General features: G+C 35.8%; 13 protein-coding genes and 1 tRNA gene. 8 read left to right on the forward strand and 6 right to left on the reverse strand.

What is annotated here, in order from left to right; all coding sequences use genetic code 11:
- Window positions 1-144 precede the first annotated feature (144 nt).
- From ssb to tgt, 6 genes are all read left to right on the forward strand, one after another.
- Entirely contained in the window at window positions 145-678 is a 534-nt protein-coding gene (gene ssb, locus BARBAKC583_RS03575) for a single-stranded DNA-binding protein (RefSeq protein WP_005766996.1), read from the forward strand.
- Between the two features lie 483 nt (window positions 679-1,161).
- A complete protein-coding gene (gene gyrA / locus BARBAKC583_RS03585) occupies window positions 1,162-3,948 on the forward strand; it encodes a DNA gyrase subunit A (protein WP_005766997.1) in 2,787 nt (928 codons plus the stop codon).
- Between the two features lie 17 nt (window positions 3,949-3,965).
- Window positions 3,966-4,460 (forward strand): pantetheine-phosphate adenylyltransferase, encoded by a 495-nt coding sequence (gene coaD / locus BARBAKC583_RS03590; RefSeq protein ID WP_005766998.1) that lies wholly within the window; start codon window positions 3,966-3,968, stop codon window positions 4,458-4,460.
- Window positions 4,461-4,474: 14 nt separating this feature from the next.
- On the forward strand, window positions 4,475-5,050 hold the full coding sequence (locus tag BARBAKC583_RS03595; RefSeq protein ID WP_005767001.1) for a peptidylprolyl isomerase: 576 nt from the start codon (window positions 4,475-4,477) through the stop codon (window positions 5,048-5,050).
- 16 nt (window positions 5,051-5,066) lie between these two features.
- Entirely contained in the window at window positions 5,067-5,579 is a 513-nt protein-coding gene (locus tag BARBAKC583_RS03600) for a peptidylprolyl isomerase (protein WP_005767002.1), read from the forward strand.
- A gap of 300 nt (window positions 5,580-5,879) precedes the next feature.
- A complete protein-coding gene (tgt, locus tag BARBAKC583_RS03605) occupies window positions 5,880-7,013 on the forward strand; it encodes a tRNA guanosine(34) transglycosylase Tgt (RefSeq protein WP_005767004.1) in 1,134 nt (377 codons plus the stop codon).
- A gap of 805 nt (window positions 7,014-7,818) precedes the next feature.
- Here tgt and BARBAKC583_RS03610 read toward each other — a convergent pair.
- Together BARBAKC583_RS03610 and BARBAKC583_RS03615 are read right to left on the reverse strand one after the other, a co-directional pair.
- Window positions 7,819-9,243 carry an MFS transporter gene (locus BARBAKC583_RS03610; protein ID WP_005767012.1) on the reverse strand — a complete coding sequence of 475 codons (1,425 nt, stop codon included), beginning with the start codon at window positions 9,241-9,243 and terminating at the stop codon, window positions 7,819-7,821.
- Window positions 9,244-9,360: 117 nt separating this feature from the next.
- Window positions 9,361-10,575, reverse strand: coding sequence for an NADP-dependent isocitrate dehydrogenase (locus BARBAKC583_RS03615; protein WP_005767014.1), 1,215 nt, complete (start codon window positions 10,573-10,575; stop codon window positions 9,361-9,363).
- Window positions 10,576-10,856: 281 nt separating this feature from the next.
- On the opposite strand from BARBAKC583_RS03615, the gene BARBAKC583_RS03620 reads away from it, so the two are divergent.
- Entirely contained in the window at window positions 10,857-11,498 is a 642-nt protein-coding gene (locus tag BARBAKC583_RS03620; RefSeq protein ID WP_005767018.1) for a hypothetical protein, read from the forward strand.
- A 365-nt stretch (window positions 11,499-11,863) separates the two neighbouring features.
- Here BARBAKC583_RS03620 and BARBAKC583_RS03625 read toward each other — a convergent pair.
- Window positions 11,864-11,938: transfer RNA gene (locus tag BARBAKC583_RS03625), tRNA-Glu, on the reverse strand.
- Between the two features lie 527 nt (window positions 11,939-12,465).
- Between BARBAKC583_RS03625 and glpX the strand changes: the two genes are divergently transcribed.
- A complete protein-coding gene (gene glpX / locus BARBAKC583_RS03630; RefSeq protein WP_005767019.1) occupies window positions 12,466-13,455 on the forward strand; it encodes a class II fructose-bisphosphatase in 990 nt (329 codons plus the stop codon).
- A 98-nt stretch (window positions 13,456-13,553) separates the two neighbouring features.
- Here glpX and BARBAKC583_RS03635 read toward each other — a convergent pair whose 3' ends face one another.
- From BARBAKC583_RS03635 to argS, 3 genes are all read right to left on the reverse strand, one after another.
- Window positions 13,554-14,660, reverse strand: coding sequence for a branched-chain amino acid aminotransferase (locus BARBAKC583_RS03635; RefSeq protein WP_005767020.1), 1,107 nt, complete (start codon window positions 14,658-14,660; stop codon window positions 13,554-13,556).
- Window positions 14,661-15,186: 526 nt separating this feature from the next.
- Entirely contained in the window at window positions 15,187-17,694 is a 2,508-nt protein-coding gene (locus BARBAKC583_RS03640) for an SPOR domain-containing protein (RefSeq protein WP_005767022.1), read from the reverse strand.
- A gap of 135 nt (window positions 17,695-17,829) precedes the next feature.
- Window positions 17,830-19,587, reverse strand: coding sequence for an arginine--tRNA ligase (argS, locus tag BARBAKC583_RS03645; RefSeq protein WP_005767024.1), 1,758 nt, complete (start codon window positions 19,585-19,587; stop codon window positions 17,830-17,832).
- Window positions 19,588-19,595: the final 8 nt, after the last annotated feature.

Here is a 19,595-nt window from a genome sequence, read left to right on the forward strand (position 1 = left end):
TTTTTTTGAAATTACAATCTATTCAATTACTTCAACGTGGAAAGAGGGGCAAAAAGAGAATCTTTTTACTTTAATATAGCTTAGTAAACTACACATTGTTGTTATTTTTGTTATAATGAGATTTTAAATTTCGGAGTGTATGCGATGGCTGGAAGCCTTAATAAAGTTATTTTGATTGGTAATCTTGGTGCAGATCCTGAAATTCGCCGTTTGAATTCTGGTGATCAAGTGGCAAATTTGCGTATTGCTACCTCAGAAAGTTGGCGTGATCGGAATACGAATGAACGTAAAGAGCGTACTGAGTGGCACAGTGTTGTTATTTTTAATGAAAACCTTATCAAAGTTGCGGAGCAATATTTAAGAAAAGGCAGCAAAATTTATATTGAAGGTCAATTGCAAACACGTAAATGGCAAGATCAAAATAATAATGACCATTTTACAACAGAGATCGTTCTACAGAAATACCGTGGTGAATTACAAATGCTTAACAGCCGTGGAGCAGATAGTAGGGAGGAAATACAAGACGCAAGTCAGTCAGGTGAGGACTATAGTAATGCTGGTTATAAAGGTGATTCTTTTGGTAACAGGAGTTCAAATAAGAAAGACAGTTTTGGCCAAAATAATAACCAATCAGGAGGAAGTTTTTCACACCAATTAGATGACGATGTGCCTTTTTAATGATCTATAGCAGATGCTGTAATGATTGCTTTCATCTTAGAAAAGAAAAGGGGAGTTTTTAGTTTGGATACTAGAAGTGATAGAGGTAATTTAAAAATTTCATGATCAAAAAATAAGGTGGAGTATATATAAAGGTTTGACAGGACTCGGTGTAGTATACTCAAAGCCTAGTTCATTAGGTGCACTAACATTATAAAAATATAATGGATTATAAGTCATTTTTACTATTTGGAGAGAGGGAGCAATTATTTCCCTGAAAGTCTTAATGAATTTTCATTCAGATTATCACTTAAGTAGCACTGGAAGGAATAACTAGTGCGTTTTTACGATTGTTTATTTCATACATAATTTTTGATATAAAGAAATGCAATGTTTCAAATTTTTGTTAAATTCCTCCTTCATTGCCGAGAGGAAAATTAGCATTTTAAGGTATTTTTCGATATAAAATATCAATGATGATTCTTTTTTGAAAGTATTGGAACTGTGACCGATCTTACTCGACTACCAGAACATGATGTGTCGACCGGTATTGAACCAGTCAGTATCATTGAAGAAATGCAGTGCTCTTATCTAGATTATGCGATGAGCGTAATTGTGTCGCGCGCACTGCCTGATGTCCGTGATGGGCTTAAGCCTGTCCATCGGCGCATTCTTCATGCGATGAATGAAATGGGACTTTTGTTCAATAAGCCTTATCGTAAGTCAGCGGGTGTTGTTGGTGAAGTGATGGGAAAGTTTCATCCTCATGGTGATGCTTCAATTTATGATGCCTTGGTGCGTATGGCACAGGATTTTTCTTTACGAAATCCTCTGATTGATGGACAGGGAAATTTTGGCTCTGTTGACGGTGATCCACCCGCAGCGATGCGTTACACGGAATGTCGTTTAGAAAAAGTTGCAGAAGAACTTTTAGCTGATATTGATAAAGATACTGTTGATTTTCAAGATAATTATGATGGGCGTGAGCATGAACCTATAGTTTTGCCTGCACGTTTCCCTAACCTGTTAGTAAATGGATCGGGTGGTATTGCTGTAGGTATGGCAACCAATATTCCTCCACATAATCTAGGTGAGGTTATTGATGGATGTGTTGCTTTGATCGATAATCCTAACATAACTATAGATGAGATGTTAGCAATTATTCCGGGGCCTGATTTTCCTACAGGTGGTATTATTCTTGGCCATTCTGGTGTCCGTTCTGCTTATGAAACAGGGCGTGGTTCAATTATTATGCGTGCTAAGGTTGAGATCGAGGAAATTCGCAATCAGCGGCAGGCAATTATCGTAAGCGAAATACCTTATCAAGTTAATAAAGCAACAATGGTTGAGAAGATGGCCGAATTGGTGCGTGATAAACGTATCGAAGGAATCTCCGATTTGCGTGATGAATCTGATCGTGATGGGTATCGAGTTGTCATTGAGCTAAAAAGAGAAGCTGTTGCAGACGTTGTTTTGAATCAGCTTTATCGTTATACACCGTTGCAAGCCTCATTTGGTTGCAATATGGTTGCGTTGAATGGAGGAAAGCCTGAACAAATGACGTTGCTTGACATGCTTCGTGCATTTGTTTCCTTCCGCGAAGAAGTGGTAAGCCGGCGCACAAAATATCTTTTGCGTAAAGCACGTGAGCGTGCGCATGTTTTAGTTGGTCTTGCTATCGCTGTTGCTAATATTGATGAGATTATAGAATTAATTCGCAAAGCTCATGATCCACAGACAGCGCGTACACAGTTAATGGAACGGCGTTGGCCGGCTTCTGAGGTAGCAGCTTTGATTAAGCTTATAGATGATCCTCGTCATATTATTCATGAGGATAATACGTACAATTTGTCTGAAGAACAAGCGCGTGCTATTTTAGAATTGCGTTTGCAAAGATTAACAGCGCTTGGTCGTAATGAAATTGCTGATGAACTCAATGCAATTGGAGAAGATATTGCTGACTATCTTGGTATTTTAGCATCACGCTCACGGATCATGGACATTGTTAAAAGTGAGCTCAGCGCTTTGCGTGAAACATTTGCAACACCACGGCGTACTGTATTTGGTTTTGGTAGTGCCGAGATGGACTGCGAAGATCTGATTGTTCCAGAAGATATGGTGGTGACAGTGAGCCATAGTGGCTATATTAAGCGTGTGCCTCTAAATACATACCGTGCGCAGCGTCGTGGTGGTAAGGGACGTTCTGGTATGGCAACAAAGGATCAGGATTTTGTTACTCGCTTATTCGTGGCCAATACACATACACCAGTTCTTTTCTTTTCATCACGTGGGATTGTTTATAAAGAGAAGGTTTGGCGTTTACCTGTTGGTACGCCGCAATCACGCGGTAGAGCTTTAATTAATATGTTGCCTTTGCAACAAGGCGAGCGCATTACAACAATTATGCCATTGCCGGAGGATGAGGCAAGTTGGGGTAAACTGGATATTATGTTTGCAACAACGCGTGGAACTGTGCGCCGTAATAAATTATCAGACTTTATTCAAGTTAATCGCAATGGTAAAATAGCAATGAAACTTGATGAAGAGGGAGATGAGATCCTTTCTGTAGAGACCTGTACAGAACATGATGACGTTGTTCTTATTACAGCAAACGGGCAGTGTATTCGTTTTCCAGTTACTGATATTCGTGTATTTTCTGGTCGTAATTCGATGGGGGTACGCGGTATCAATATGGTTGAGGGTGATAAGGTCATTTCAATGACTATTTTAGAGCATGTTGAAGCGACATCAGTCGAACGTTCTGCTTATATTAAACGTGCAATCAATGAGCGTCGTGTTGCAGGTTCAGATGATGAAGATATTTTAACTGTTGATGAAGATGGAGAGGAAACTGAGGTTGAATTAACAGATGAACGTTATGCAGAACTTAGCGCTCATGAGCAAATGCTTTTAACAGTTAGTGAATTTGGTTATGGAAAACGCTCTTCTTCTTATGATTTCCGTATTTCAGGACGCGGTGGAAAAGGGATACGCGCAACTGATCTATCAAAGGCGGCTGAAATTGGTAAGTTAGTAGCAGCCTTTCCAGTAGGAGAACGAGATCAAATTATGTTAGTTTCGGATGGAGGACAGCTTATTCGTGTTCCCGTCAACTGTATTCGTATAGCGGGTCGTTCAACTAAAGGGGTCACAGTCTTTAATACAGCAAAAGGTGAAAAAGTTGTATCGGTTGAGCGTATTTCTGAATCTGAAAATGATACTAATCAGTTAGATATTGAAAGTGAGGAACATTCCGGAACAGTTAGCATGAGTGAAGAGAAAAAACTCTGAAAATGTCGGAATTAGCTATGACAATTGCTTTTTATGCAGGCTCCTTTGATCCTATTACAAACGGTCATCTTGATGTTTTGCGAGGCAGTTTACTGCTGGCTGATAAAGTTGTTGTAGCTATAGGTGTGCAGGCTCAAAAACAGTCTCTCTTTAGTTTTGAAGAGCGTGTTGATTTAATTACGCAAGTGGGAAGGGATTTATTGAATGTAGGTCCTGATCGATTGCAGGTTATTTCATTTAACAATCTTTTGATTGATACAGCACGTGAAATTGGTGCGTCATTTCTTGTTCGTGGGCTGCGTGATGGTACAGATTTTGATTATGAAATGCAAATGGCAGGGATGAATGGGATAATGGCTCCTGAGTTGCAAACTGTGTTTTTGCCAGCAAGTATTTCTGGTCGTGTGATAACTTCTACATTGGTCCATCAAATTGCTGCTATGGGAGGAGATGTTACACATTTTGTTCCTCAAAATGTCGCACAAGCTTTGCGCTTAAAGTTTAAGTTTTAAAAAGGGGAAAGAGTGTGTATTCTAGATTTTTTTCTATTTTGGTGTGCATTTTTTGCCTTTTTTCATTTAGTGCAGCAGCAGATGATCATAATATCCTTGTTTTATCTCTGAAAAATGGTGATGTAATTATACGCCTTCGTTCTGATCTTGCACCAAAGCATGTTACCCAAATCAAAAAGTTAGCAAAAGAAGGAGCATATGATCATGTAGTGTTTCACCGCGTTATTCCTGGTTTTATGGCTCAGACTGGCGATGTGAAATTTGGAAAAAAGGGTAGCGCTGATTTTGATCTTAAACGCGTTGGAATGGGTGGTTCAAGTTATCCTGATCTTCCTGCAGAGTTTTCAAAGCAGCCATTTAAGCGTGGTACCGTTGGTATGGCGCGTTCACAGGATCCTAATTCGGCAAATTCTCAATTCTTTATTTGTTTTGATGATGCTACTTTTTTAAATGCCCAATATACTGCTGTTGGAGAAGTTATAGAAGGCATGGATGTTGTCGATAGAATTAAAAAAGGCACTATAGCCAATAATGGATCTGTAAAAGATCCTGATGTTATTAAGTCTGTTCATTTGCAAGCTAGTAAATAAGTGAAAGGGGAATCCCATGGTTGATATTAAAGATCCAGAAAATATCTTAATTCTTGAAACAACAAAAGGAAAAGTGGTTATTGAACTATTCGCCGATTTAGCGCCTGGTCATGTTGCACGTATCAAAGAGCTAGTGAATGAAGGAGCCTATGATAATGTTGTTTTCCATCGTGTTATCGATGGTTTTATGGCACAAACTGGTGATGTACAGTTTGGAAAAAAAGATAGCACAACATTTGATTTGTCACGTGCAGGTATAGGAGGGTCAAATAAGCCTGATTTGACTGCGGAGTTTTCAAATATTGCTCATAAACGTGGTACGGTTTCTATGGCACGCAGCCAGAATCCAAATTCTGGTAATTCGCAATTTTTCATTTGTTTTGCAGATGCTCCTTGGCTTGATCGTCAATATTCTGTGTGGGGACAGGTTATTGAAGGTATAGAGAATGTTGATAAGATTAAGCGTGGTGAGCCTGCTATGGATCCTGATGCTATTATCAAGGCTACGATTGCTGAAATTACAAAATAATCAGGAATGTTGTATATAGCTATTATTATGATTTATTGTGAATTTCATTAGATTTTGAGTGAGCTATTTTTGCTATGCAATTAACTTTTTTCATTTTCAGTAAATAGCTCTACTGAAGTTATTTATTTGCTATAGTAATTTATATTTTCTTCGTCTCATTGTATTTTTTACGTCGCTTCAGTGTTGAGATGATTAAAAATCATCATAATGTTTGTAACCTTTATGATCATTCAATTAGAAAGAGTTATCGCTTACAGAAATATAGGCGATAGAATATATTAAATTGAAAAAGCAAGAATGATGATAAAGACATTTCACTATAGAAAAATTGCTCAAGATGGGTGTGCACGCCGGGGCGAGATTATAACAGGCCGAGGGCGTATTCGTACACCTGCATTCATGCCAGTTGGGACAGCAGCAACCGTTAAGGCTATGTATATGGATCAGCTACGTGATCTTGGTACGGATATCATTTTGGGTAATACGTATCATTTGATGTTGCGTCCAGGAGCTGAACGTGTTGCGCGTTTGGGCGGCTTACATGAATTTGCACGTTGGCCTGAGCCTATTTTAACGGATTCAGGTGGTTTTCAGGTTATGTCGCTCGCAGGAATTTGTAAAGTTACAGAGCAAAGCGTAATTTTTCGCTCTTATCTTAATGGAGCGCAATATGAAATGAGCCCAGAGCGTTCTATCGAAATCCAAGGGCTACTTGATTCCGATATTCAAATGCAGCTTGATCAATGTATTGCATTGCCTGCGAAGGAGAGAGAAATAGAAGCGGCTATGGAACTTTCATTACGTTGGGCACAGCGTTGTAAAACAGCGTTTGGTCATCAACCTGAGAAAGCTATGTTTGGTATTGTTCAGGGTGGGGATAATATGAAATTACGTGAACGCTCTGCTTTAGCATTGAAAGAGATGGATTTGAAAGGCTATGCGATCGGAGGGCTCGCAGTTGGAGAACCCCAGGATGTTATGATAACTGTATTAGATGCCACTTGTCCGCTTTTGCCAGAGGATAAGCCACGTTATCTCATGGGGGTCGGGACGCCGGATGATATTTTAAAAAGTGTTGCTCGAGGTATTGATATGTTTGATTGTGTGATGCCAACCCGTGCAGGGCGTCATGGTTTAGCTTTTACTCGTTTTGGCAGGATTAATTTACGTAATGCGCGTTATGCAGAAGATTCGTGTCCTCTGGATCCACAATCACCATGTCCTGCTGCACGTGATTATAGCTGTGCTTATTTGCATCATTTAATAAAATCGGGTGAATCTCTTGGTGGTATGTTGTTAACTTGGAATAATCTTTCTTATTATCAACAACTTATGCAGGGTATTCGTGATGCTATTGAAGCAGGATGTTATGCAGACTTTTGTGCTGAAACAACTTCTGCATGGATGCAAGGTGATAAGATATTGGAAAATTAGTGTCTGATTTTTTGAGTATTGCTCATATTATTGAATTCATTGTTTTATAGAAAGATTTTTTTGTTTTCCTTAACACTATAAACTGCTGGAGTATTTCTCTTAAAAAAGATAAAACTGCGCATCCATTTCTAGAATAGCGCAGTTTTATTGATAGATGTTTTCTCTATGATATATAAAATATCCGGTAGAGACAACTGTTCTCCGATACGCAATACATGATCCGGAAAAAACTGTTTAGATCAATAATGTTAATTACAGGTTAGTGATTTCTTAAATAAGTGTAAAAATTGCGTTTTCTATCAAATTTTGTAAGAATTAATTATAAAAATTTAGATAAAAGCACCATACCAACTGTATGTGATACGCAGTTTAAAAGAAAATAGCTCAATGTAGTATGATGATGTCTATTTTAACTTTGTAAAACGTAAAAGATTATTCTAGAGATTTTCATGATATAGCAACGTATTTTGATATCATTACCAAATGAATAATAAAATATTCATTTGGTAATGATTATTGCAGCATTTCCTTTATAAAAAATTTCTGGTTTCATATAAATTATGATCAATAGAAAAAAATTATGATTTTTATAATTAACTGGTTTTAAAAAATCTAAATTATTGATGCACTTGAATTTTTATTGGTAAGTTTTGCAGAGCTTATGAGATAGAGCTTGTTAAATTGCTCCAGACAGTGATGGAAAGATATCATAAATTATTCTGAGTGATTTTTATTATTCAGTGATCAACTTTTTATTCTTGAGTATTGATAAAAATGATGACTCACGCATTTCTCATTTAATGGGTCAATTTTGTCCGGTTGGATTTTTAAATATTCTGTACGAAACGCGTAATGCAAATGGAATACCAAGAAAGAATAAAATACCGATAAATGTTGTAAAAAGAGCTTTTGCTGCAAAAATCATTCCCTCTATTCCTCCAGGATTAAATAGACCAGCGAGCTTAGTAATTGTTCCTGCTAATGCTGCACTTAACGCTATTGGGAATAATTGTACTGACGTGAGGGATTCACTTGCACGCAGAGCATCTTCATCACTAGCACATTGTAATATTCGTGTTAACAGATGTGGCCATGCTATACCGTTACTAATTCCGATAGCAAATAATGCTAAGCCAATAATGAAAATATATTCAAAAATAGTTACTTCTGTTGGAATAAGCCATAAAAGTATCCCCATATTTAAAAGTGTTAATATAGGAGAATATACTATGATGCGGCGAATTTTTTTTGTTGATGCACTAGCAGTTAATAAAGAACCACACGTCCAACCAAGGCTGATTAATGCAGTCATATAACCTGTAGTCAGTGGATCTTTACCATGAAGTTCTTGAAGAAAAAGTGGTAGATAAAGTTCCATACCGTAAGCTACTGTACTCATGATGAGTATCAGCGAATAAATAGGAAAAAATTCAGATGAAAAAGAGAAGGTTTTATGTGGCAGCATAGGATGAGGAGTTGATGATTCAAACTTTGCTAAAACGAAAAGAAGGCCAATCCCAATCGTTAAACCACAAGCTGTTGCAATTGTTGTATCGATAACACTGCCAATAGAGATAATAAAAATTAATAAGGTGAGGGTAAGGAGTTGGACAAGAGGAAAAGGGAGTGTTGGAATATGAGTTTTATTTTCTTTTGGCAAAAACTTATATGCTATGAGTGAGAAAATTATTGCTAAAAACCCAACAATCCAGAAGGATGCTCTCCATAAGTTATATTGTGCAAAAATACCACCAATGGCTGGTCCTAGCAATGTTGAGACGCCCCACATTCCAGAGATAATGCTTAATGCGTATGACCATAAATGAGGACTAAAAATAATGCGTACCACAGAATAGGATAAAGATAACAAAAAACCACCACCAAAACCTTGGATAAGGCGTCCTATTAAAAATAATGGCATATTGCTAGCAATGCTGCAGATAAAGGTACCCGTTGCAAAAATGAGCGCAGAAATAGCATAGATTTTATGGGGCCCCATTTTTCCTAGCATTTTTGTTACAAGCGAAGCTCCAATCAGTGAAGCTATAACAAAAATAGCGGATGCCCAAGAATAATATTGTTCACCACCAATATCATTTACAATGGAAGGCAAAATAGTAATAACGATGTAAACATTGACGGCGTGCAGAATAACTCCACCCGAAAGGGTTAGAGAGTAAAGACCGTTTTTACCAGATAAGAGTTCAGACCAACTGTGTTCTTTAACCATTTATATATTAAAAATAATCTTTTTTTCCCCAAGTTAAATTATAGTTCAGTTTTCTGATTTTTCTAGAAAGGGTTCAAAGCCTTCCTCTCGTAAAATTTTGAAGTTTTCAATAATGTCTCAATTAGCCATTGCTTTTTTAAGATTTTGGTCAATCTTATCAAGGAAACCCACCGTGGAGAGCCATGATTGTTTAGGACCAATCAAAATCGCAAGATCTTTTGTCATGAAACCTTCTTCAACAGTATTAATGCAGACCATTTCCAATATAGCAGCAAAGTTTTTTAATTTCTCATTGTTATCAAGTTTAGCACGATGCGCTAATCCGCGTGTCCATGCAAAAATAGAAGCAATAGAATTTGTTGATGTTTCTTCATTCTTTTGATGCTGACGGTAATGGCGCGTGACTGTACCATGTGCAGCTTCTGCTTCAACAACTTTTCCGTCCGGAGTCATGAGAACAGAGGTCATGAGACCAAGTGAACCAAAACCTTGAGCCACGATATCTGATTGAACATCACCATCATAATTTTTACACGCCCAAACGTAACCACCTGACCATTTGAGTGCAGAAGCAACCATGTCATCAATTAGACGGTGTTCGTAATTTAGTTCACGGTTTTCAAATTCATCTTTAAATTCCGTATCAAATATTTCTTGAAAAATATCTTTAAAACGGCCGTCATAAGCTTTCAGAATGGTATTTTTTGTCGAAAGATAAACAGGAACATTCCGTTGTAGGCCATAATTGAAAGATGCGCGTGCAAAATCACGGATTGACTCATCAAGGTTATACATAGCCATGGAAACACCTGCACTCGGGGCATCAAAGACATCATGCTCAATAACTTGACCGTCATCACCAACAAATTTGATGCTTAATTTTCCTTTGCCAGGGAATTTAAAATCAGTTGCTTTATACTGATCACCAAAAGCATGACGCCCAATAATAATTGGTTTTGTCCAATTGGGAACAAGACGTGGAACATTTTTGCAGATAATAGGTTCACGAAAAATGACTCCTCCCAAAATATTGCGGATTGTGCCATTGGGTGACTTCCACATTTTTTTCAAGTTAAATTCTTTAACACGTAATTCATCAGGAGTGATAGTTGCACATTTTATGCCAACTCCATATTGTTTGATAGCATGAGCAGAATCAATCGTTACTTGATCGTTAGTGGCATCTCGATTGGTAATGGAGAGATCATAATATTTAAGATCAATATTGAGATAGGGATGGATCAATTTGTCTTTAATATATTTCCAGATAACACGCGTCATTTCATCTCCGTCGATTTCGACAACGGGATTGTCCACTTTGATCTTTTCCATTAAAGGTCCCTTTTTCTTGTCAGCAATATAAATTACTATAGCATTTTCAGTTCTATGATGAAAAGTAAAAACAAGCACAATAGAAAAAATTCAATTTTATAAAGAAATAGAATAATATAACAATAAGCTACTGTATTATATTTTGAAAAATATAAAAATATTTATAAATAAAATTTAATTTTTATTATTTATTTTTTCTTTTTTATTTTTGAGTTTTATTTATTGTGTTACATAATTCCGTTTCAGATATCGTTTACGTTATCTTGAATGGAGGGGGGATAATGGTTTTTATCAATTCATTTCGGTCACATATAAGGACTGAGGAATATCAGAAGAATAATAGTTCACATGTGAGACAGGGTTTTAATGAAATAGTTCAAGATACTCTTCAAGCCTCACTTGTGTATATTAATACTAGAGATGTTTTTCGTTCAACTGTGTATGACGCATTGCTGTATATTCAAGAATCTTCTAATAATAAAGCGCGAGTTACAGACTCTTCTTCTCATTTGCACAGTGTTGCTAATTTTGTTGATTGGTTAGGAGAGCTAGCTGATGATGGTGTTTCACCATTTCAAGATTACGATGGTACTCCAAAGAAATATTTTCAGATTTATGTTCCCGTAACAGTAAATGATGATCAATTGAAGATTTTTCTGAATTCCTTAGATAAAGAAGAGAAATTGTCTAACGGAACACAAGTTTTATTGGACATTACAGAAAATGATTCTGCTAAAGTATATAATCAATCAGATGTAGAAAATTTCGCTAAAAAGTTGACTAGTTGGAAACAAAGCAATATATCTAGCGCGATATGGGATCGTCGTATGATTGATGAGGAATCAATTCAACAGTTTCAGCAAGAAAGTAAGCAGATATTTACTGGAGCTATAGGATCTATTCGATTTTCTATTATTTATTAAATATTTTCTTTAATCATTTGATAAATTTTATAAAAAATTAAATTTGATGACCAGATCTTTGAAAGATTGCACCCTGTACATGAATTGATGAATAAGATTCTATTCCCAAATCTTCAGAAGAATTTGCATAATATTTATCGTAGAGAACATAAGGTGGACTTTAATATCAATTGGGGTTTGCTGGTACTGAGTTGGTCTTTTTAATTTTTTCATGGAATAAAGTGACCATTAACTTGTTATACAGATTACAAATTATGAGCTGTATATATTTGTAACAATGCTAATGATTTTTAGGAACAAATAATAAAAAAGCCGACTCTAGTTTAATAACGTGATTAGGCACTAATGCGCCTGTTATAGAAAACTGGTACGCCCAAGGGGAATCGAACCCCTGTTTCCGCCGTGAAAGGGCGATGTCCTAACCGCTAGACGATGGGCGCAAACCAGTGATGAGGCTTTATAGAGAGGATCTTTTTACTTCGCAAGTCCTATAAGTGATTTTTTAAAAAAAAACGCATTTTATTGAATAATTTTTGGGTGTTTATGCATGTTGATACAATGCAGATAGCTTTTGGGGGAGAATCTAGAAAAGGTAATATATAAATTAAAGTGATAAAGGTTAATAAAAAATTTGAAATGTGAGTATGATAATAATCGACGATATTGTTTTCAATTTTAGGAAAAAAATGAAAATAGAAAATAAATGGTTTTTACCATTGAAAATTTTTTAGAGCTATTTATTGAAAAACAAATACGTTATGGTGAAGGACGTATTTATTAGAAGATGATCATCTCATTGAAAAATCTTAATTTGTTTTTATAAGACGTATAAATAACATGAAGTTATGTAGAAGTCTGTTTTTTTTCTATTGTAGAAAGCTTTCATCTTTGCAAAAAAAATTAATCAGTATTTGGTAATAAACGCCAACATTTTTTACTAACACTAATTTTAATAGGATTTTATTATATGCCCAAAGCAATTCAGAATGTCTCGAATGGACTTGATCGTATTCTAACGCTTGAATTGGTACGTGTGACTGAACGTGCAGCTGTTGCGGCTGCAAGTTTGCGGGGGCATGGTAATGAAAAAGCAGCTGATCAGGCTGCTGTAGATGCAATGCGTCAGGAGCTTAATCGTTTACCTATTGATGGTACAGTAGTAATTGGTGAAGGTGAACGTGATGAAGCTCCTATGCTTTATATTGGAGAAAAGGTAGGGTTAAGGAATGGACTGGCCGTTGATATTGCGCTTGATCCGCTTGAGGGAACTACAATTTGTGCTAAAAATCTTGCCAATTCGCTTTCAGTGATTGCGATTGCTGAAAAAGGTAATTTACTCTACGCTCCTGATGTTTATATGCAAAAAATTGCAATTGGTCCCGGTTATCCTGAAGGGTTGGTTGATATAGATGCTAAGCCTGAGGACAATATTTTTGCTCTTGCCAAGGCCAAAGGGGTAGCTGTTAATCAGATTACTGTTTGTATTATGGACCGGCCTCGCCATGCAGAACTGATCAGTGAAGTGCGTGCAACGGGTGCATCAATCCGTTTGATTGGTGATGGGGATATTGCTGGTGTTATTCACACAACTGATCCAGATGAAACGGGCATTGATATGTATATAGGTATTGGTGGTGCGCCAGAAGGTGTATTAGCTGCAGCAGCTTTACGCTGTATTGGTGGGCAGATACAAGCGCGTTTACAGCTTGATACACAAGAAAAAATTACGCGTGCTTCTAAAATGGGAATTACTGATCCTAATAAAGTTTATACAATAGAAGAGATGGCAAAGGGAGATATTTTGTTTGCTGCAACAGGGGTAACAGATGGTAATATGCTTTCTGGTGTTAAATTTACTCGTGATTATATCCAGACAGAAACAATCGTGATGCGTTCACATACTGGTACAATTCGTAATATTAAGGCACAGCATAAAGATCGATCAAAATTTAGCTGATGCGCTTTTCTGGTTATCGCTTTAAACGATGATACGTATGTTTAACGAAATTATACTGCTATAAAGTTTCAAGATGAATTAAAATGTTGCTTCGTTAATTACAGTAATTGAATGGAGTGCACCCAGCCGTTTCTATCTTCTATATTTCCTTTTTGGATATCAATCAGTTGTGTGCGGAGCTTTGCTGTGGTTTCACCAATCATTTCATTACCAATTATAAATTCTCCACCTTTATATTTGAAACGACCAATCGATGTGATAGCAGCAGCAGTACCACAGGCAAAAGCTTCTTTGAGCTGATTGTTTTGTACATCTTTTTTAAGAGCTTCAAAAGCATAAGGGCGCTCTTGTACTGTTAAACCCATTTGTTGTGCTAACTTCAAAATTGAATTACGGGTTATCCCTGCAAGAATATTACCATTAAGAGCAGGTGTAACAAGAGTATTATCTGCCATAACAAAGCAAATATTCATACCTCCGAGTTCTTCAATCCATTGACGTTCAGTTGTATCAAGGAAGAGCACTTGATTACAATTATTTTGGATTGCATTTTTTTGTGCGAGTAAACTTGCTGCATAGTTGCCTCCACATTTAGAAGTTCCTGTACCGCCTGGACCAGTGCGACTATAGTCTGTTTCAATCCATACACAGATCGGTTTTTCTTTTCCTGTGAAGTACAACTCAACTGGAGATGCTATGATACAGAAAATATATTCTCGAGAAGGACGAATTCCTAAAAAGCCTTCATTTCCAAACATAAATGGACGTAAATAAAGGCTAGCATTTGGATGATCGGAAACCCATTTTTGATCAATTTTTACTAGTCGATTAATTGTATCTAAAAAGATGTTTTGGGGTAATTCAGGCATCGCTAACCGTTTTGCTGATTCCACAAAACGCTGAGCATTGACATCAGGACGGAATAATAAAATACGTCCATCTTTTGCACGGTATGCTTTTAAACCTTCAAAAACTCCTTGTGCATAATGTAATATAGTACTTGCTGGATTAATTTCTAAAGGTTTGTATTGAGAAATAGTAGCATTATGCCACCCTTTTTTTTCAGTCCATTGAATAACGCCCATATGGTCTGTAAAAAACTGACCAAAACCAGGATTTTTTAAAATTTTTTCACGTTTTTCATCGGATAAAGGTGATGGATGTCTTTCTATTTTAAATGGAAGTGATGATAAGAGAGAATCCATGAACTAAACTTTCTTAGAGAATGTTTTATTTTTGTATATTTTTTTACTGAGAAAATACTGAAATATTTTCAGTATGGCATTATGATAAGAAGTTCTTCAATATCAGTTATTGTGATAAGAAATTCTTTATATCAATACACTATTTCAGAATTTAAATTGAACTAGCCATTTTGCAGCTATTCTTTTGATTATACTTTAAATCGTTATCAAATTATTTGTAATTCCTTATAACTGATTGATTTTATTTGAAAGTAAGTATTTGTAATGTTAAGGCTTTTAAGAAGTCACCAGGTAGTAATATGTTCAAGAAGAGATTTTAACACGGCGTTTTTTAATAGGCTCAAAATCGTAATACCTTCCATCATTTATAAATAAAATTCTTTAAATGAATAAATTTAATAAAATATAACTGAGGAAGAAAATTTACAACAACTGATATAATAATATCTAAGATAAGACTTCCTAAGAATAATTAACAATTTGAGCAGTAATAAACTCAATATAATATAGCGGTAGTTTTAGTAGCTTATTTAGCTGTAATGAAACAACTTCCTCCAGAACTTTTAATATCTTCACAAAGGCTTATAGCTTCATCACGATTTTGAGTTTGAATACGAACACGATAGTAAAGCCCTTTTTCTGGTATGCTTGTGGGGTAAATATTTAACACATGAGTACCAATAAGAGATCTAAATTTAGATTTTAGATTTCTCAAAGAATCTTCAGCTAACTTTAGTGTTGGTTGGGATGCAAGTTGAACATAGTAATTTCCTAAATTTTGCGCCGTTGTTTGTGTTGATGGATTTGAGCGGGAAACGACCTGCGTTTGTGCATGTAAACTTGGCTTAGTCAATGAAGGTACCGGTATAAATAAAGCATCACTTTTTCCCATGATATTATGGGTAGAAGTATTTCCTGCAATGATTGTATCAATATTTTCTTTAGAATAACTTTCCTGTTCGCTGATATCAGAGGAGTGTGAAGATATTTCAGATGTAACTTGAGATTTTTCAACGACTTCAGGCTGATATACGGTGGTTTTTTGTACATAGCGATTTGAAGTTAATGATCTTGTACCATCTGGTCTCACGATAACTGTTTGAACTTCTTGTGTTGGAGTAGCATGATTAGGATCTTCTACATTTTCATTATTTATTGAAGTCAAAGCTCTTGTGCCATCTGGCTTTACAATAACAGTCTGAACTTCCTGTGTTGGCATAGTATGATTCAGAGCTTCTGTGATTGTATCTTCAACATTGTCGTACATTTCAGGAGAAGATGATGCGGTGTTTGCAGACGCTAATTCATTTAGTTCTGTTAAAAGTTCAGGCTGTTCAGAAGCGTCAATAAGAAATTTTTGCGTATTTTCTTTCTTTTCATCTCTCTCAGTTATTTGATTATAAATATTTAAATTATGTATAATGTTATTTTCAGTGTCAGTTGTTTCCGGTTTAACTTTAAAAGGTACATTATCAGAATGAATTATAGGTGAATTTTCGCTTTCATTTGATGACATAAAAAAGTGAAGATAGTTTATAAAAGCAATGACTATCGCGATTAAAAAAACAGCACTTCCGATAAGACCCTTACTAATAATAAAATTTTTCCAAATAGGCGTTGTTAATTTATGTGCTGATTTTTCATTTGTGAATCTATATTGTAAATTCTCTGGAAAAGAGGAAGAATATCCTTTTTTTTCAAAGAGATGATAATTGGCATTTTTTTGCTGAGTATTTATGTGTAAATCCGCCTTTGGGTTTTTCTCAGGGGTATGAAAAAGTTCGTTAAAAAATTTACTTTGTTTTTGCGAAAAATCGTTTTCTGAAATATTTCCCACATTAAATACGTCAGAAAACTCTTTTTTAAGTCCATCAGTAGGCCTATCTTCTTTAGGTTTTTCATACGGAATTTCTGAAACCATGACTGGTTCAGTTTTTTCTACAATTTCCTCTATAAATTTGTAAGTATCAACATCTGGAGGAGGATTGTCGTGGTGAGTGGAGTTATGTGCAAAAGAATTGCCTTTTTGTGTAGTCTTTAAGCTCATATAATTTAAGTTATCCTGATTATATTGAGCTTTTTTTATATCAACTTCCTGTTGTAAGGGCTCTCTTTTGTGAGATTTGGGATAATCAATAATATGCTCTTCTTGTGAGAGATCTTCTAAATCAAGCGGTTTATTGGTTTGTGGCGAATTTAAAAAAGATGAGACAGCACTTGTTATGTTACTCATTGAAGCGTTATCTCTATTCTGCGTCGTCTTAAGAGATGAAGAAGAGGAAGATCTTTGTATACCGCTATACTGGTCTTTTTCTAAAGTTTGTTGATCAGTAGGCATCCCATGTGAAGAGTTTGACGGTTTATAATAGGAGTTTTCACTATTATAGGGGGCTGATTGTGTGCCAATAATATCTGAATGATTTGCTTTAGTTTGTGAAAAAGGTACAGCGTTTTTATGTGCTGTTTTAGTAGTTGAAGTTCTATCATTTATATCTGCATTAAGAGGAAAATCCTCTAATTTTTCATTAAAATGATCCTCTGCGAAAAAAGGATCAATATGTGTTGCTGTTTGTTTGTTTCGTAGTATTTGATTTTTTTGAATGGGTAATGGGGATAGTGTGTTTAAAATTTTCTCTTCAGCATTGTTAAGGGAAGAAGAGTGCATTATCTCAGATAAAAAATCATTTTCTTCAGGAGAAACAGAGGAAACAGTTGAAGAAGGAGTGTTTACTGTTTCTTGGTTATTGACGTGAAATGGCAAATCTGCTGGTTTATCTTTCTCGTCAAATGAAAATTGATCAGTTAAATTATTTGCAAATTCCTCATCCAAGAAAGGCAGATCAAAATCATCATTTTGGAAATGAGTTTTAGGAGATTGAGGGATTAAATGATCAGATTGTGATGAAGCTTGAGTATGCTGAGAGCCTTGATTTTCATTTTTACGGTTTAAAAATTGCGTGAATCTCTCTAAAGGATCATAATGCTCATGATCTTGCTTCTCTTCTTGCTGATATTTGTGATCCTTTTCCCTCATAAATTTTCTCACATAATGATCTGCACTGAATGCATTATTAATTCTAAATACTATTTTAAAATATCAGCTTTTTCAAAAAAAGAACATCAAAATATATTTAGCAAATTATAAATCTTATATATTTATACAATTTTTTCAACGCATTTCTGTAGGTGCTTTTACTTCTACAATTTTAAGTCCTGATGACAGAACATTAATAAATGCTTGAACCAATCCTAATCTAGCTAATGATAATTTTTTATTGTTAGGCTTAATAAAACGTAACTCAGGATTATCATTCCCTTTATTCCAATGTCCGTGGAAATTTGAGGCAAGATCATAGAGATAAAATGCTAAGCGATGTGGCTCTTTATACACTATGGCTTGTTCAATAATGCGTGGATATTGGGCAAGTTTGTGTATCAATGATATTTCACTGTCATTTGTTAATTGATCAAGATGGGCAATCATTAAGTCGTTTGAAGGATTCTCAATCTGAAGATTCTCTTGCGCTTGACGAAACACAGAATGACAACGCGCATGTGCATATTGTACATAGAAAATAGGGTTGTCTTTTGATTGTTCTGTTACTTTTTCTAAGTCAAAATCAAGAGGTGCTTCACATTTACGATAAAGCATCATAAAGCGCACTGGATCACGGCCGACTTCTTTTACAACATCACGAAGGGTGATAAATGATCCCTCTCTTTTAGACATGCGTACGGGATGACCATTACGAAAAAGCTTAACCAATTGACACAAGAAGGCTGTTAATTTGGCTTTGTTTCCAGAAATTGCTTTTGCTACTGCTTCAAGTCGTTTCACATAGCCAGCATGATCTGCTCCTAGAACATAGATCATTTCATCAAAATGACGGTGAAACTTATCACGAAAATAAGCAACATCAGCAGCAAAATAAGTATAAGAGCCATCAGATTTAATTAAAACACGATCCTGATCATCACCAACATCGGTTGAGCGGAATAATGTTTGCTCGTGTGGTTCCCAATCTTCTAAAGTTTGCCCTTTAGGTGGTGATAACTTACCTTTATAGACATACCCATTTAAAGTAAGGTCATTAATTGTATTCCGAATAGCTTGCGCATTATTCATATAAAGCATTCGTTCTGAAAAAAAGACATCATGATGAATATTCAAAGTCGCCAGATCTTGGCGAATCATGGTCATCATTGCATCGATTGAGCGCTCTTTTACTATAGATAAGGCCTTCTCATTATCCATAGTGAGTAATTTGTCACCAAACTCTTGAACAAGTGATTGTCCCAATGGTATTAGGTATTCACCAGGGTAAAGTCCTTCTGGAATTTTATTAATTGTTTCTCCAAGTGCTTCACGGTAGCGCAACAATACAGAAGCAGCAAGAATTTCAATTTGTTTACCAGCATCATTAATGTAGTATTCTTTAGTAACGTTATAGCCAGCGAACTGAAGCAAATTAGCAAGAACATCTCCAACAACAGCACCTCGACAATGTCCAACATGCATTGGACCTGTTGGATTTGCGGATACGTATTCAACATTGACCTGTTTTCCTTGTCCTATTTGAGTACGGCCATAATCTGTCCCCGATGTAATCATTAATTTCAGTACATCGTGCCAAAATGATTTGGTAAGCTTGATATTTATAAATCCAGATCCAGCAACCTCAAGATGATCAATGGATGGATCATCTTTTAGAAGTGCTATAATTTTTTCTGCGAGTGTACGCGGATTAAGTCCAACGGATTTTGCAAGAACCATAGAAGCATTGGTTGATAAATCACCATGTAAGGAATCTCGTGGAGGATCAACAGTGATTTTTGATAAATCCAAATTTTCTCCATTTTTTCCTTTTATATCAGATTCTTTGAGCGATTTTTTAATTTTTTGCTCGAAATTTTTAAAGACGTTCATATTCAAAT

The sequence above is a fragment of the Bartonella bacilliformis KC583 genome, assembly GCF_000015445.1.
Lineage (GTDB): Bacteria > Pseudomonadota > Alphaproteobacteria > Rhizobiales > Rhizobiaceae > Bartonella > Bartonella bacilliformis.